This window comes from Sphingopyxis fribergensis, assembly GCF_000803645.1.
Classification (GTDB): Bacteria; Pseudomonadota; Alphaproteobacteria; order Sphingomonadales; family Sphingomonadaceae; genus Sphingopyxis; species Sphingopyxis fribergensis.
Genome location: NZ_CP009122.1, coordinates 2720317 through 2735167 on the forward strand (window position 1 = coordinate 2720317; position 14851 = coordinate 2735167).

General features: G+C 65.1%; 10 protein-coding genes and 1 pseudogene. 5 read left to right on the forward strand and 6 right to left on the reverse strand.

From position 1 onward, the window contains the following. Position 1 precedes the first annotated feature (1 nt). A complete protein-coding gene (locus tag SKP52_RS12565) occupies positions 2-1240 on the forward strand; it encodes an MFS transporter (RefSeq protein ID WP_039575162.1) in 1239 nt (412 codons plus the stop codon). Here the strand turns inward: SKP52_RS12565 and SKP52_RS12570 are convergent. From SKP52_RS12570 to SKP52_RS12595, 6 genes are all read right to left on the reverse strand, one after another. After that, entirely contained in the window at positions 1232-4408 is a 3177-nt protein-coding gene (locus SKP52_RS12570; RefSeq protein ID WP_039575164.1) for an efflux RND transporter permease subunit, read from the reverse strand. The two genes, SKP52_RS12565 and SKP52_RS12570, sit on opposite strands and share 9 nt — an antisense overlap. 1 nt (position 4409) lies before the next feature. Beyond that, on the reverse strand, positions 4410-5534 hold the full coding sequence (locus SKP52_RS12575; RefSeq protein ID WP_039575166.1) for an efflux RND transporter periplasmic adaptor subunit: 1125 nt from the start codon (positions 5532-5534) through the stop codon (positions 4410-4412). Next, positions 5531-6796, reverse strand: a complete 1266-nt coding sequence (locus tag SKP52_RS12580) for a TolC family protein (RefSeq protein WP_039575168.1) — start codon at positions 6794-6796, stop codon at positions 5531-5533. The genes SKP52_RS12575 and SKP52_RS12580 overlap by 4 nt, the downstream gene beginning before the upstream one ends. Before the next feature lie 59 nt (positions 6797-6855). After that, positions 6856-7185, reverse strand: a complete 330-nt coding sequence (locus SKP52_RS12585) for a hypothetical protein (RefSeq protein WP_039575170.1) — start codon at positions 7183-7185, stop codon at positions 6856-6858. Positions 7186-7217: 32 nt separating this feature from the next. Further along, on the reverse strand, positions 7218-8159 hold the full coding sequence (locus SKP52_RS12590) for a winged helix-turn-helix transcriptional regulator (RefSeq protein WP_039575172.1): 942 nt from the start codon (positions 8157-8159) through the stop codon (positions 7218-7220). A gap of 134 nt (positions 8160-8293) precedes the next feature. Continuing rightward, positions 8294-10582, reverse strand: coding sequence for a TonB-dependent receptor (locus tag SKP52_RS12595; RefSeq protein ID WP_039575174.1), 2289 nt, complete (start codon positions 10580-10582; stop codon positions 8294-8296). A 115-nt stretch (positions 10583-10697) separates the two neighbouring features. Here SKP52_RS12595 and SKP52_RS12600 point away from each other — a divergent pair, with 115 nt between their 5' ends. The 4 genes and pseudogenes from SKP52_RS12600 (at position 10698) to SKP52_RS27005 (ending at position 14851) form a co-directional block, all read left to right on the forward strand. Beyond that, entirely contained in the window at positions 10698-11666 is a 969-nt protein-coding gene (locus SKP52_RS12600) for an NAD(P)H-dependent flavin oxidoreductase (RefSeq protein ID WP_052208224.1), read from the forward strand. After that, entirely contained in the window at positions 11663-13159 is a 1497-nt protein-coding gene (locus SKP52_RS12605) for a carotenoid oxygenase family protein (protein ID WP_039575176.1), read from the forward strand. The genes SKP52_RS12600 and SKP52_RS12605 overlap by 4 nt, the downstream gene beginning before the upstream one ends. 1 nt (position 13160) lies before the next feature. Beyond that, positions 13161-14350 (forward strand): annotated as a pseudogene (locus SKP52_RS12610) (long-chain fatty acid--CoA ligase); the annotation flags it as partial. A gap of 120 nt (positions 14351-14470) precedes the next feature. Further along, positions 14471-14851 (forward strand): AMP-binding enzyme, encoded by a 381-nt coding sequence (locus SKP52_RS27005; RefSeq protein ID WP_267128060.1) that lies wholly within the window; start codon positions 14471-14473, stop codon positions 14849-14851.

Consider the following 14851-nt stretch of genomic DNA (forward strand, 5'->3'; position numbering starts at 1 on the left):
AGTGAGTCCCGACACCCCGCCCCCGCCCTCCGCGCTCGCGCCGTTCCGCTATCCGGCGTTTCGCGCGATCTGGATCGCGAACCTTGCCTCGAACATGGGGTCGATGATCCAGTCGGTCGCCGCCGCGTGGCTGATGACCGAACTCACCCAGTCGCACCTGCTGATTGCGCTGGTGCAGGCGGGCGCGACGATCCCGATCATGCTGCTCGGCATCTTTGCCGGGGCGATTGCGGACAATTTCGACCGGCGGCGCGTGATGCTCGCGGCGCAGACGGGGATGTTGATCGTCTCAGCCTTGCTGACGCTGACGACCTATCTCGACGCGATCACGCCGCTGACTTTGCTCTTTTTCACGCTCGCGGTCGGGTGCGGGACCGCGCTCAACGGGCCGGCATGGCAGGCGTCGGTGCGATTGCAGGTCGGGCCAAAGGATCTGCCGCAGGCGATCGCGCTCAACACCATCGCCTTCAACCTGGCGCGCAGCGTCGGCCCGGCGCTCGGCGGCATGCTCGTCGCCATCGTCGGCACCGCCGCGGCGTTCGGGCTCAATGCGCTGAGCTATCTTGCGCTGATCGTCGTACTGCTGCGCTGGCATCCCGAAACCGTCCCGCCACGGCGCACGCCGATGCTGACCGCCATCGCGGCGGGCATCCGTTTCTGCGCCCATTCCGACCCGGTGCGCCGCGTGCTGATCCGCGGCTTTGCCTTTGGGTTCGGCGCGGCGGGTTTTCAAGCGCTGCTTCCGTCGCTCGTCCGCGATCGCTTGCACGGAACCGAGATCATCTATGGCCTGTGCCTTGCCGCCTTTGGCGCGGGGTCGATCTTTGGCGCGTTGTGGGTGGGCGCCGCGCGGCGCCGATGGGGCAGCGACCGGGTGGTGACGGTCGCGTCCGTCATCTTCGCCGCCGCGATGCTCCCGGTGGCACTGACCGCCAGCCTGCCGTGGGTCATGCTCGCGGCCTTCGTCGCGGGCGGCGCATGGGTGTCGACGCTGACGTCGCTCAACGTCGCGATGCAGCTGCGTTCGCCCGAGGATATCCTCGGGCGCTGCCTGTCGATCTATCAGGCGGTGACCTTTGGCGCGATGGCGCTTGGCGCGTACACGCTTGGGCTGATCGCCGATCTGGCGTCGCTGCCCGCCGCGATCCTCTTCTCGGCAGGCTGGCTGATCCTGTCGGCCCTGGTGCTGCACTTCGTCGCGCCGATGCCGCGGCGCGACGAAGGCAGGTTGTTACCTTAGTCGCGGACGACCGTAACGCGCATAGAGTGTCGGCAGCACGAACAGGGTGAGCAAGGTGGCGGAGATCAGCCCGCCTATCACGACCGTCGCGAGCGGTTTTTGCACTTCGGCTCCCGCCCCGGTCGCGAGCGCCATCGGGACAAAACCCAGCGAGGCAACGAGCGCGGTCATCACGACCGGCCGCAGCCGCGCCAGTGCGCCCGCTTTCGCCGCTTCGGCACGTGCCGTCCCCTCGGCGATCAATTGCTGGATCGATGTCACCATCACCAGCCCGTTGAGCACCGCGATCCCCGACAAAGCGATGAAGCCCACCGCTGCCGAAATCGAGAAGGGCATCCCGCGCAAGGCCAGCGCGAGCGTCCCGCCGACAAGCGCGAGCGGCACGCCGGTGAAGACGATCGCCGCATCGCGTGCGCTGCCCAAAGCCCCATAGAGAAGCAGCAAGATCAGCGCGAAACAGGCCGGAACGACGAGCGCGAGGCGGTCACGCGCCGAGGCCAGATTTTCGAACTGCCCGCCCCATTCGACATATTGGCCCGCGGGCAGCCGCACCTGTTCGCGGATGGCCGATTGTGCATCCCCGACGACGCTGGCGACATCGCGGCCGCGGACGTTCGCCTGCACGACGATCCGCCTTTTGCCATTCTCGCGGCTGATCTGGTTCGGACCGTCGACCACCTCAAGCTCGGCAACGCTTTCGAGCGGGACGAAACTGCCGTCCGGCGTCGGCACCGGAACCTGCCCCAGCGCCGCGAAATCGGCACGGACGGCATCGGACAGGCGGATCGTGACCGCAAAACGCCGGTCGCCTTCGAAAATCGCGCCAGCGTCGCGTCCGCCGACTGCGGCTGCGACGGTCTCCTGCAACGCCGCCGCCGTGATGCCGAGTCCGGCCATCGCCTCGCGGTTCGGCCGGATATCGAGCATCGGCAGGCCTTCGGTCTGCTCGACACGAACGTCGGTCGCCCCCTCGGTCTTGCGCATCACCGCGGCGATCCGGTTGGCGGTCGCCGCGATCGCGTCGCTATCGTCGCCAAAGACCTTGACCGCGACGTCGCCGCGTACCCCGGCGATCAGCTCGTTAAAGCGCATCTGGATCGGCTGGCTGATCTCGAACGCATTGCCGGGCAGGTTAGAAAGCGTCTCTTCGACTTTCGCGGTCAATTCGGCTTTCGACAGCCGCGGATCGGGCCAGCCCTTCCGGTCTTTCATGATGATGAAGGTGTCCGAAATATTTGGCGGCATCGGATCCGACGCGAGTTCAGCGGTACCCGTCTTTGAAAAGACGAACTTCACCTCGGGCAGGGTCGCCAGTGCGCGTTCGGCGCGAAGCTGCATCGCCTGGCTCTGGTCAACCGATGTTCCCGGGACGCGCAGCAGCTGTGCGGTAAGGTCGCCTTCGTCGAGCTGCGGCAGGAATTCCTGCCCAAGCGTGGCATAGGCGCCCGCGCCCAGAACAAGCGCGCCGGCCGCCGCGAGCATCGTCTTTCGCGGCTGCCGCATCGCTCGGTCGAGACCGGGTTGGTAGCGCGCGCCGAGCCAGCGCATGATCCGCCCTTCCTTTTCCTCGACCGGCTTCGACAACAGACAGGCGAGCAGCGCGGGGACGAAGGTCAGCGACAGGACAAAGGCGGCGGCAAGCGCAGCGATGACGGTCAGCGCCATCGGCGTGAAGGTCTTTCCTTCGATCCCGGTCAGCGTCAGCAGCGGGACATAGACGAGGATGATGATCGCCTGCCCATAGACCGAAGGGCGGATCATCTCGCGCGCCGCCGCCGCGACGACGCCGAGGCGCTCGTCGCGGTCGAGCGTGCGGCCAAGTTTGTGCTGACGTTCGCCGATACGGCGCAGAGTATTTTCGACGATGATCACCGCGCCGTCGACGATCAGACCGAAATCGAGCGCGCCGAGACTCATCAAATTCGCCGACACGCCGCCCTGCAACATGCCGAAGCTCGTCAACAGCATCGTGATCGGGATGACCAGCGCCGCGATGAGAGCCGCACGGAAATTGCCGAGCAAAAGAAAGAGGATGACGATAACGAGCAGAGCGCCTTCGGTGAGGTTCTTCGCCACCGTCCGGATCGTCGCGTTGACGAGCCCGGTGCGGTCGAGCACCGGCTGAATGACGATATCGGTCGGCAGCGAAGCGTTGATTTCGTCGAGCCGCTCGGCAACCAGTCCCGCAATGTTCCGGCTGTTCTCGCCGATCCGCATGATCGCGGTGCCGACGACGACCTCGCGGCCGCTTTCGGACGCCGAGCCCATGCGAATTGCCTGTCCCGTGCGCACGCTTGCGACCTGATCGAGGCGAATCGGCACGCCGCCGCGCGTCGCGATCACCGTCTGCGCAAGCTGATCGGCGCTGGCGATACGGGCGTCGGAACGCACCGCCAGCCCTTCGCCATTGCGGTCGACCACGCCCGCACCGATCGCCTGATTGTTCGCCTCCAGAGCCTGCGCGAGATCACCCAAACTCAATCCGAGCGCCGCGAGCCGCTGCATATCGGGTACGACCTGATATTGCTTCACATAGCCGCCGATCGTGTCGACGCCAGCAAGGCCGGGTATCGGCTTGAGCAACGGCGTGACGATCCAGTCCTGCGCCGTGCGCAGATAGGTCGCCTTTTCGGCGTCGGTGACCAGCCGCTCGCCCTCCGGGGTGATATAGCTGCCATCGGGTTGCATCCCCGGCTCGTCGGGCTTGTGCTTGTCGTCCTTGCGGTGCTCCATATGGACGGTCCACATGAAAACCTCGCCGAGACCCGTCGCAATTGGGCCCATCTCGGGGTCGACACCGTCGGGCAGCGCGCGTTCAGCATCGCGCAGCCGTTCGGCGACCTGCGCGCGGGCGAAATAAATGTCAGTGCCATCGGTGAACACCGCGGTGACCTGCGCAAAGCCATTGCGGCTGAGCGAGCGCGTGCTTTCCAGCCCAGATATGCCAGCAAGCGCGGTTTCGATCGGGAAAGCGACCTGGCGTTCGACCTGTTCGGGCGAAAGCGCGGGTGCGCGTATGCTGATCTGCACCTGATTGTTGGTGATGTCGGGGACGGCGTCGATCGGCAGGCGCGCCAGGGCCCAAGCACCGATCAATGTGGCGATGGCGGTGACGAGCAGGATGAACCAGCGCCGCGCGACCGCGAAATTGACGATCGAGGCGATCATGTCAGTGCCCCCCATGTTCGGCTTCGCCCTTGGCGAGTTCGGCCTTCAGGGTAAAACTGCCCTCGCCCGCGAGGCTCTCGCGGCCCGACAAGCCGGGGACGGTCGCCACGCCGCCGACACGCGAGGTGACGGTCACGGGTACAGCGCGGAAACCGTCTTTCGTGTGGACGAAGACGCTTGTGCGGCCCGCGACGGTCTGGATCGCGCTGTCGGGGATGCTCACCGCGTCACCCGAAGCGCCGATCTGCAGGATCGCCGTAACGGGCTCGCCGGGGCGCCAGCTGCCACCACTGTTGTCGAGCAGGGCCACAGCCGGCACCAGGCGCGTCGCGGCATCGAGCACGGGCGCCACGAACCGGACACGCGCGACGGAGTTGCGCGCACCCGCACGGACCTCGACCGGCGTCCCGACGCGGACCCGCCCCGCATCCGCCGGGGCGAGCGACAGATGGATCGCCACGCGGCCGAGGTTGGCGACGCGGAACAGTTCGGCATCGGGGGCGACGGTCTGGCCGAGCACGACGCTGCGCGCCGTCACCTGCCCGCCGATCGGCGCGATAACGCCGATGCGGTTGAGCGAGCCGCCGCCGACGCCCGCAGCGGACAGCTGCTGCCCGGCAAGGCGCAGAGCAATGCTCGCCTCGGTCATTGCGGTGCGCGCCGCGATCAGGTCGCGTTCGGGCGAAACCTTGAGCGCGAAGAGCCGTTCCTCGCGCGAGAGGTTCGAGCGCGCGAGATTTGCGCGCGCCCGCGCGGCTTCGACCTCGGCACGCAGACCCGCGGCGTCGCGGCTCTCGATCACTGCGACGACCTCGCCGCGGCGGACGGTTTCACCGAGGTTATGGTTCAGCGCGACGATGCGCCCGCCGATTGCGGCCGACACGACTTGCGTCGCCTGCGGGTCGCTCTCGATCGTTGCGGGTAGGCTGAGCGTGCTCACCCCCGCCGTCGGGCGGACGAGCGTTATTCCCGCCGCCTCGATTTGCTGCGTGGTCAGATGGATTACGCCCTCGGCCTCTTTTGCCTCGACCTTTGCAGCCGGCGGCGCCCCTTGCTGGCCGCAGCCGGCCAGAACAAGCGTCAGCGCGAGCGGCAGTACCGCCCGATATTTGGTCTTTGTCGTCATTTGATTTCTCCCTCGGCGGGTAGCCGGGCCGTCAGTCGTTCAAGGCGTGCGGCGGCATCATGATAGGCGGCGCGTGCGTCGATTCCGGCGCGGCGCGTGTCGAGCAGGGTCCGTTCGGCGTCGAGCAGGATGAGCTGGTCGAACTTGCCCTCGGCATAGCCGATGCGCGCGATGCGGGCGACTTCGGTCGCTGCCGTCATCGCGGGTTCGGAGGCGCGCACGGCCGTGGCGGCGCGGTCGCGGTCGGCCTCGGCCGCCGCAATCGCGCGCTCGGCCTCGAACAGCGCGATACGCTGCTGCGCCTCGGCGCGGTCGCGCTCGCGCGCGGCCTGGGTCACCGCTGCCCTGCCGCCATTGAACAGCGGCAGCGGCACCGACACGCCGAAGACCATCGCCCGATCATTGCTCGCCTCAAGCCGCCGCGTCCCGGCGATCAGCGTCACGTCGGGCGCCCGCTGGCTCCGCGCCAGCCGTAGTTCGGCCTCGGCCGACGACGCGTCGGCGGTCGCCGCAGCCAAAGCCAGCGTGCCGTGCGGATCGACCGGAGCTGCCGGCCCCTGCTCCGTCACCGCGGCGCGATCGAACCAGCCTTGATCGAGCGCCGCCCCGGCGCCATCGCCGACATATTGCGCCAGCGCCGCGCGCGTCGCCCTCGCCGCACGCCGTGCGGTCTCCGCGTCGGTTGTCGCGCGGACCTGTTCCAGCACGGCGCGCTGCTCGTCGATCGGCGAATTGGCGCCGACCATCACACGGTCGCGCGCGATGCGCAGATTATCGGTCGTCACCGCGAGCTGTGCTTCGGCGATTTTGGCGCGGCGTTCGGATGCGATCGCCGCGACATAAGCCTCGGTCACCGCCACCCGGCGGTCGGCCTCGGCAACGGCAAGGTCGATCCACGCGCGCCGCACCTTCGCATCGGCGACCGCGACGCGCGCCGATCTTTTCCCGCCAAGTTCGACAGGCATCGCAAAGGCGACGGTCGTGTCGGACTCGTCGAAGCCGCGATATGGCCCGGTGCCGAGCGCATTTTCGGTGTCGACGCTGACCGACGGATTGGGACGCAGCCCGGCGACGGTTCGCCCCGCCTGTGCGGCCGAGACGCCGGCCTCGGTCGCCTGCGTCAGCGGGGTCGCAACGCAGGCGGCCGCCAGTGCTTCGTCAAGGGTGAGTATATCGCCGCCCGCGGACGGGGACGAGCTTTGCGCCTGCGCCGGCAAGGCACAGAGCGACGCGGCCAGCACGGCCGCCAAAAATGATTTCATCGGTTATTATCCTGAACAAGCCAAAGAAAGCCGCCGGATAACCGGCAGCACGGGCTGGTTCAGGCGATCGGCGGCCGCAGGTTCGCGTCGGGGATCAATTGCCGCATGAAATCGGAGCCCGCGACAAAATTCAGGCCATGGAGCGGCAAGTGGGTCGGTGTAGCGTGCGCGCCGACAGCGCCCACCTGATGATGGCCATGGCAGCCACCGTGGTTATGCAACCCCATCTCGTCGGGATCATTGGCGGGTTCACCCTGCGTGTGGCCACTGTCTTCCGCGCAGGATTCGGTTGTGCTCCACTCGGGGGCCTCGACCGCATGCGCAATGCTCCCGAATCCGATCGAGAGCGATACCAGCAAGCCAATCAGGAGGCACGTCAGCGTCCGCATACCCGCGCCTATAATCGCGCGCGGGCGCAATGTCACGCGGAGCCCTCGGCCGTCTCGATCGTGAAGCGGCTGTTCGACAGTTGCAGCTCATCGCCGCAATGGCTGCACGCGGCGACCATGCTGAGGTCATGGCCGCACGGGCGATGGGTGAGCAGCAGCGGCGGCCCCCGCTCGTCCGAAAACCATTTGTCGCCCCATTGCAGCAGCGCGAGCAGCACCGGATAGAGGTCGCGCCCCTTTGCGGTCAGGCGATATTCGACGCGGTCGGCATGCGCCGAATAGGGCACGGTCTTCAAAATTCCTTGCCGCACCAGCCTTTCGAGGCGGCCGGTCAGGATGTTCGTCGCCATCAGCGTGTCGCGCTGGATATCGTCGAAGCGATTGATATGCGTAAACATCGCGCGGACGACGAGGGTCGCCCAGCGGTCGCCGAACAGCTCGATCATCGTATCGACGAGGGGCCGCCCGCCAGGACGGCGCGCGCCGATTTCGCCGTTGAAGCGGCGACGTTCGTAATGCGGGACGACCTGCGCGAGCCCCGGTCCTTCCCGCCAGTCGACGTCGCGCGGGTCGATCTCGGCGCGGCAATGCGCGCACGCGGGCACGGGTTCGGTGGCATGGCCGCAGGTCACATGGTGGAGCCGGACCTGGAAATCGCGGCTATCGGCCTCCCATTTGTGCTGCCAGCGCAGCATCATCAGGCCGTTGGGAAACTGGTCGCGGCCCTTTTGGGTCAGCACATAGTGAAACCCGCGCCCGCCCTTCTTGGGCACTTTGACGAGGCATTCCTCTTCGACCAGCTTCTTGAGCCGGCCATTCACCACCGAGCGTGCGAGACCGGTCCGCGTGACGAATTCGTCGAAGCTGTGGGTGCCAAGAAAGCTCTGTTCCATGATCAGCAGCACGGGCACATCGCCGACGACATCGAGCGCGCGCCAGATCGAACAGGCCCTGATCGTGCGGTCGTGTTTCAAGTGCTTCCCTTGCTTGGATCGTCATCCCGGCGAAGGCCGGCATCTCGCCGGTGCGCCCGAAAGCGAGGGTGAGATCCCGGCCTTCGTCGGGATGACGTCTTTAAGGCAAAGCGCCTCGAAATTGAAATAGTCCCTCAAAAGCGCCCGGTCAGCTGCACCGCAATCGTGCGCGGTCGGTCGACGATGCCATTATAGGCATTGCCGGCATTGCGCGTGATCGTCGTCGCCAGCGGCATCGAACTCGCGGTCTGCAAGATACGCTCGTTCGTCAGGTTGCGGCCGATCACCGCTACTTCCCAGCGGTCGTCGACCTGTGCCAGCGCGAGCCGCGCGCCGAGCTTCACATAACCGTCCTGATGCGTGCGCGGGTCGAGGTTTGCCGAGGCGATGTACGACGAGGAGAAGTCGGCGTTGACGTTGAACGCGACCTTCATGTTCGTCGTGACCGGCGTCGTATAATCGAGGTTCAAATTGCCCGACCATTTGGGGCTGAGCGCGTTACGCTTGCCGGAATAGTCGCAGAATCCATTTGCACCGGGCACCTGCAGATAATAGCATTGGCCGTCGGTGAAATTGGTGAATTTGAAGTCGAGATAGGCGACCGCGCCGCTGACCGTCAGCCCGTCGGCAAGCGCGGCGCGGAAATCGGCCTCGACGCCTTGCGTGCGCGCTTCGGCGGCGTTCCGAACGTTGAAGTTCAGCGTGCCGTCGAAGATGTTGACCTGAAGATCCTTATAATCGGTGCGATAGACCGAGAGGTTGAAAGCGACGTTGCGGCCCTTGTACTTCAGGCCGGCCTCGAAATTGTCGGCGCTTTCGTCTTCGAACTCAAAGGCGCCGGGCTTCGCGACGGTGGTCGAGGTCGGCAGCGAGTTCGAACGGATGTCGAAGCCCCCCGCCTTCGTCCCCTTGGCATAGGAGGCGTAGAGCATCAGGTCGTCGGTCGCATCGAACTGGACATTGACCATCGGGTTGAAGCTGTCCTCGCTGATCTTGCCCGAAATGCTATGCGCCTCGATGTTGAGCGCGCGGAAGGTCGCGGCGACGACCAGCGGGTTGAAGGTGTTGAGCGGGCCTTGGACAACCGCAAGAGAGCGGCGGCCGGTCTTTTTCTCATGGTTGAAGCGCGCGCCCGCGGTGATGCGGAGTTGGTCGGTCACCGACAATTCGCCCTGCGCAAAGCCCGATATCAGGTCCGATTTCTGCGCATAATCGCGGTCGTTGCGCGTGTCGCCCAGCGCATTGAACGGCGCGCCAAGCGCGAGGAAGGTCGGGTTGAACAGGGTGAAATCCTGCACGTCGAGCTTCGCATGCTGGTAATAGACGCCGGCGATATAGTTGAAGGTCTCGCCGCCCGGCGAAGTCAGGCGGAGTTCCTGGCTGAACTGGCGATAATCCTCGCGCAAATTGGTGCCATCGAGAAAGCTGATCCCCGAGAAATCGACGTCGACAATTTCGCGCGTCTTGTAGTCGAGCAGCGACGAGACCGACGTCACCGTATGCTCTCCGACTTCAAGGTCGGCATTCAGTGTCGCGCCGAACACCTTGTTCTTGCTTTCATAACCATTGTCTTCGCGGACATAGTCTGGGTTGGTGCTGACGAAGAACGGCCCCTGGAACACCGTGTTGTAATTGCCGACCGCGCCGAACACGTCGCGAGGCTGCCCCTTCATCTCGAAGTCCGCATATTCGAGCTTGAGTTCCGCGGCGAACGGCCCGCCGCGATCGAGCTCCAGCTTGCCGCGGAAATAATATTCGTCGACGTTGGGCTCGTCGCGATCGAGTTTCTGGTTGTAGAAATAGCCGTCCATCGAGCGATGATAGCCGACAACGCGCGCCTCGACGCCTTCCGACAGCGGTCCTGACAGCACGCCGGTGAGCTGGAATTCCTTATGGTTGAATTCATAAAGGCCGCTGACCGAGCCTTCGAATTCGTCGGTCGGGCTGCGCGTCGTGATGTTGACCGCGCCGGCGATCGCATTTTTGCCGAACAAAGTCGGCTGCGGCCCGCGCAGCACCTCGACGCGTTCCATATCGACGAGCGGGAGGCGCGAGAGCTGGTCGCGGCCGTAATAGACCCCGTCGACGAACATCGCGACCGACTGTTCGAACCCCTTGTTGTCCCCCGAAGCAATCCCGCGGATCGCGATGCGGTTAGCGATCGCAGTCTGGGTGATTTTGAGGTTCGGGACCGACGACGAGATTTGTTCGAGGTTGGTCTGGCCGTAATTTTCGACCTGCTTGCCGCTGATCGCCGAGATCGAGATCGGCACGTCCGACAGGCCTTCGGCGCGCTTTTGCGCTGTGACGATGATTTCTTCGAGCCCGCCCTGTTCCTCGGCAGGGGCAGCGTCCTGCGCAAAAGCGGCGGCGGGGCTGGCAAGCGCCGATGCAGCGAGCAGCGCGACGAAATGCGTCTTCATAATGTCTCTCCCTCCCACCATCGTCGGGTTTGCCCCGCGATGTTTTTCTGGCCTTGCGACTCTTATCGTCTTTAAGTATCGTTATGCAAGTCAGATAATTTGGGAGAGCAGAACAGTGCCGAAAAACGGCCTTCCACCCGCGCTGACGCGCAATTTGCGGCTGCCGGCGATCGCGGCGCCGATGTTCCTCGTCTCGGGTCCCGAGATGGTGATTGCGGCATCGCGTTCGGGCGTGATCGGCAGCTTTCCCGCACCCAACGCGCGCACCTCGGCCGATCTTGAGGATTGGGTCAGCCGGATCGACGCGGCGCTCTCGAACGATCCCGATGCCGCGCCATGGGCGGTCAATCTGGTCGTCCATCCGTCGAACAGCCGCTTGCCCGAAGACCTCGCCTGCGTCGTGCGCCACAAGGTGCCGCTCGTCATCACCGCGCTGGGCAGCCCGGCGCGCGTCGTCGAGGACATCCACAGCTATGGCGGGCTCGTCTTTGCCGACGTCAATTCGGTCGGATTTGCGCGCAAGGCCGCCGCGGCGGGAGTCGATGGTCTCGTCCTCGTCGCCGCGGGCGCGGGCGGCCATACCGGCGCGACCGCGGGCTTCGCTTTCGTCGAAGAGGTGCGGCAATTCTGGGACGGGCCGTTGGTTCTCGGCGGCGCGATCTCGACCGGCCATGCGGTGCGTGCGGCCGAAATCCTCGGCGCCGACTTCGCCTACCTCGGCACCTCGCTGATCGCTTGTGCGGAGAGCATGGCGGCGCAGCCCTACAAGGATATGGTCGTCGCGGCGGGCGCCGAGGATATCGTGCCTTCGAAGGGAATCACCGGCGTGACCGCCAACTGGCTGAAATCGAGCCTGATTGCTGCAGGCTACGATCCCGCGAACATGCCCGAGGACAAGCGCCCCAATTTCTCCGACGCACAGGATGATGCAAAGGCGTGGAAGAATGTCTGGTCCGCGGGGCAAGGCGTCGGCGCGGTGCGCGGCGTCGAGCCCATTGTGGCCATCGTCGACCGCCTCGTGAAAGAATATGATGCGGCCGCAACGCGCCCGCGCTTTGCCCCCGCCGAAGGAGCCCTCGCATGACCGCGCAGCTTGTCGAGACGATCGAAACGACGATCCAGCCGAACGACCACCCCTATATGCAGGGTGCGTGGCGCCCGACCTATAATGAATGGAACGCGATCTTCGCGAACGGCGATGCCGAGGTGATCGGCAATATCCCGAACGACATCGACGGCGTCTACGTCCGCACCGGCGAGAACCAGATCCACGAACCGATCGGTCGATATCATCCTTTCGACGGCGACGGCTTTATCCACGCGATCAGCTTCAAGAACGGCCGCGCCAGCTATCGCAGCCGCTTCGTGCGCACCAAGGGGTTCGAGGCCGAAAAGGAGGCCGGCCGCTCGCTGTGGGCAGGCCTGATGGAGCCGCCGCACAAGTCGACGCGCCACGGCTGGGGCGCGCAGGAGTGGCTCAAGGATTCTTCGTCGACCGACGTCGCGATCCACGCGGGCAAGATCATCTCGACCTTCTACCAGTGCGGCGAAGCCTATCGGCTCGACCCCTTCACGTTGGAGCAGTTCGGCACCGAAAGCTGGGTACCGCTCGACGGCATTTCGGCGCATTGCAAGGTCGACCTTGCGACCGGCGAGCTGATGTTCTTCAATTACTCGAAGCACGCGCCCTATATGCATTATGGCGTCGTCGGGCCGGACAATAAGCTGAAGCATTATATCCCGGTGCCGCTGCCCGGACCGCGCCTGCCGCACGACATGGCGTTCACCGAAAACTATACGATCCTCAACGACATGCCGCTCTATTGGAATCAGGAGCTGCTCGAAAAGCAGCTGCATGTCGTGCAGTTTCACCCCGACCAAAAGACCCGCTTCGCGATCATTCCGCGCCACGGGCAGCCCGAGGATATCCGCTGGTTCGAGGCCGAGCCGACCTACACGCTCCATTGGCTGAACGCTTGGGAGGAAGGCGACGAGATCATCCTCGACGGCTATTATCAGGAAGAGCCGATGCCGAAGTCCTATCCCAATGCCCCGGAGGGCTTGGAGCGGATGATGGCCTATCTAGACCAGGGGCTGCTCAAGCCGCGCCTTCACCGCTGGCGCTTCAACCTGAAGACCGGCGAGACGGTCGAAGAACGGCTCGACGAGCGCGATCTGGAATTCGGCATGTTCAACCATCGCTATGCGGGCAAGCCCTATCGCTATGCCTATAGCGCCATCCCCGAGCCGGGCTGGTTCCTGTTCCGCGGGCTGGTGAAGCATGACCTGAACGCCCGCACGAGCGAATCCTATGAATTCGGCCCCGGCCGTTTCGGCAGCGAAGCGCCGTTCGCACCGCGCATCAATGCCAAGGACGAGGATGACGGCTATCTCGTCTCCTTCATCGCCGACCTTGAAACCGATCGCTCCGAATGCGTGCTGATCGACGCAAAAAATATCGCGGCGGGGCCGGTGTGCCGGATCATCCTGCCCGAGCGCATCTGTTCGGGCACGCACACGGTGTGGGCGAGTGGCGACGATATCGGCATGGGGCCGAACAGCGTGCTGGCCGCCTGAGATGATCGTTGCGGGAGAGGACAAAAGGCAGCGACATCGCGAGAGTGGCTGGTGGGGCGATCAGACCTTCGCCAGCTTGTTCGCGGCGAACGCGGCGACGCACCCCGAGCGGCTCGCGCTGGTCGATGCGCCCAACCGCGCCGAGTTCGCTTTCGGCGAGCCACAGCGGCTGACCTACGCCGAGCTCGCCGCCGAGATCGATCGGCTCGCGGGCGCACTCGTCAAGGCGGGGATCGGCAAGGACGATGTGCTGCTCGTCCAGCTTCCCAACATCAGCGAATTTGTGGCGCTGTACTTCGCCGCGGCAAAGATCGGCGCGATCGTCAGCCCGGCGGCGGTGCAATATCGCAGCCATGAGTTGAGGGGCATGATCGGGGTGGTCGAGCCCAAGGCATTTGTGTGTGCAACGACGGTCAAAGGATGCGATCATATCGGCGTCGCGCAACCGCTGCTGGAAGGTATTGCGCTGATGACCTTCGGCCCCGATGCCCCCGCGAATGCGCTCGACCTGTCAACTGCCAAGGGCGACGCCGACGCCCTCGCGGCGCATATCGCCGCAAACCCCGTCGATGCCGACGACGTCTTCACCATCTGCTGGACCTCGGGCACCACCGGCGTGCCCAAGGGTGTGCCGCGCAGCCACAATCACTGGATCGCGGTCGCGGGTGCGGGATATGAGGCGATGAAGGTCGGCGCCGGCGACGTGCTGCTCAACCCCTTCCCGCTCATCAACATGGCGAGCATCGGCGGCATCACCATGTGCTGGCTGACGAGCGCGGGGACGATGGTGCTGCACCATCCCTTCGATCCCGGCGTGTATCTGAACAGATCGCGACCGAGCGACCGAGCCTGACGATCGCGCCGCCCGCGGTGCTCAACATGCTGCTGCAGAATGAGGCGTTGCTGGCGTCGGTCGACCTGTCCAGCCTGCGCGTCATTGCCTCGGGCTCGGCGCCGCTCGCGCCTGCGATGGTGCGGGGCTTCCAGGAAAAGCTCGGGATCATCATCGTCAATGTATTCGGGTCGAACGAGGGGATGAGCTTCATCACCGGTGAAGGCGACATGCCCGATCCCGACAAGCGCGCGAGCCTCTTCCCGCGCCGCGGTACCTATCAGCGCCCCTATGGCGAAGGCCGCGCGCCGAACATCGAAAGCCGGCTCGTCCCACCCGGCGGCGGCGAAGCGATCGAGGAAGATGGTGTTTCGGGCGAACTCCAGATCCGCGGGCCGACATTGTTCGAGGGCTATCACAACGCCCCGGATCGCACCGCCGAAGCCTTTACCGACGACGGCTGGTTTCGCACCGGCGACTTGTTCGAGATTGCCGAGGGCGGCGATTTCTACCGTTTCGTCGGGCGCTGCAAGGATCTGATCATCCGCGGCGGGGTCAATATATCGCCCGAGGAAATCGACCAGCTGCTCGGCGGCCATCCGCTGCTTGCAGAAGCCTGCGTCTTTTCGCTCCCCGACCCGACAATGGGCGAGCGGATCGGCCTCGCTTACGTCCCGCGCAGCGACAGCGATGTCGGCATCGGTGAGGTCGCGGATTATCTGCGCGGGCATGATCTTGCGGTTTTCAAGCTGCCCGAGCGATTGTTCCGCTTCGACGCGCTGCCGCGCAACGTCACCAACAAGGTGATGCGCAGCGAAGTGCGCGAACAGGCGCTCGCCACTCTCGAAAAGGAAGCCTGA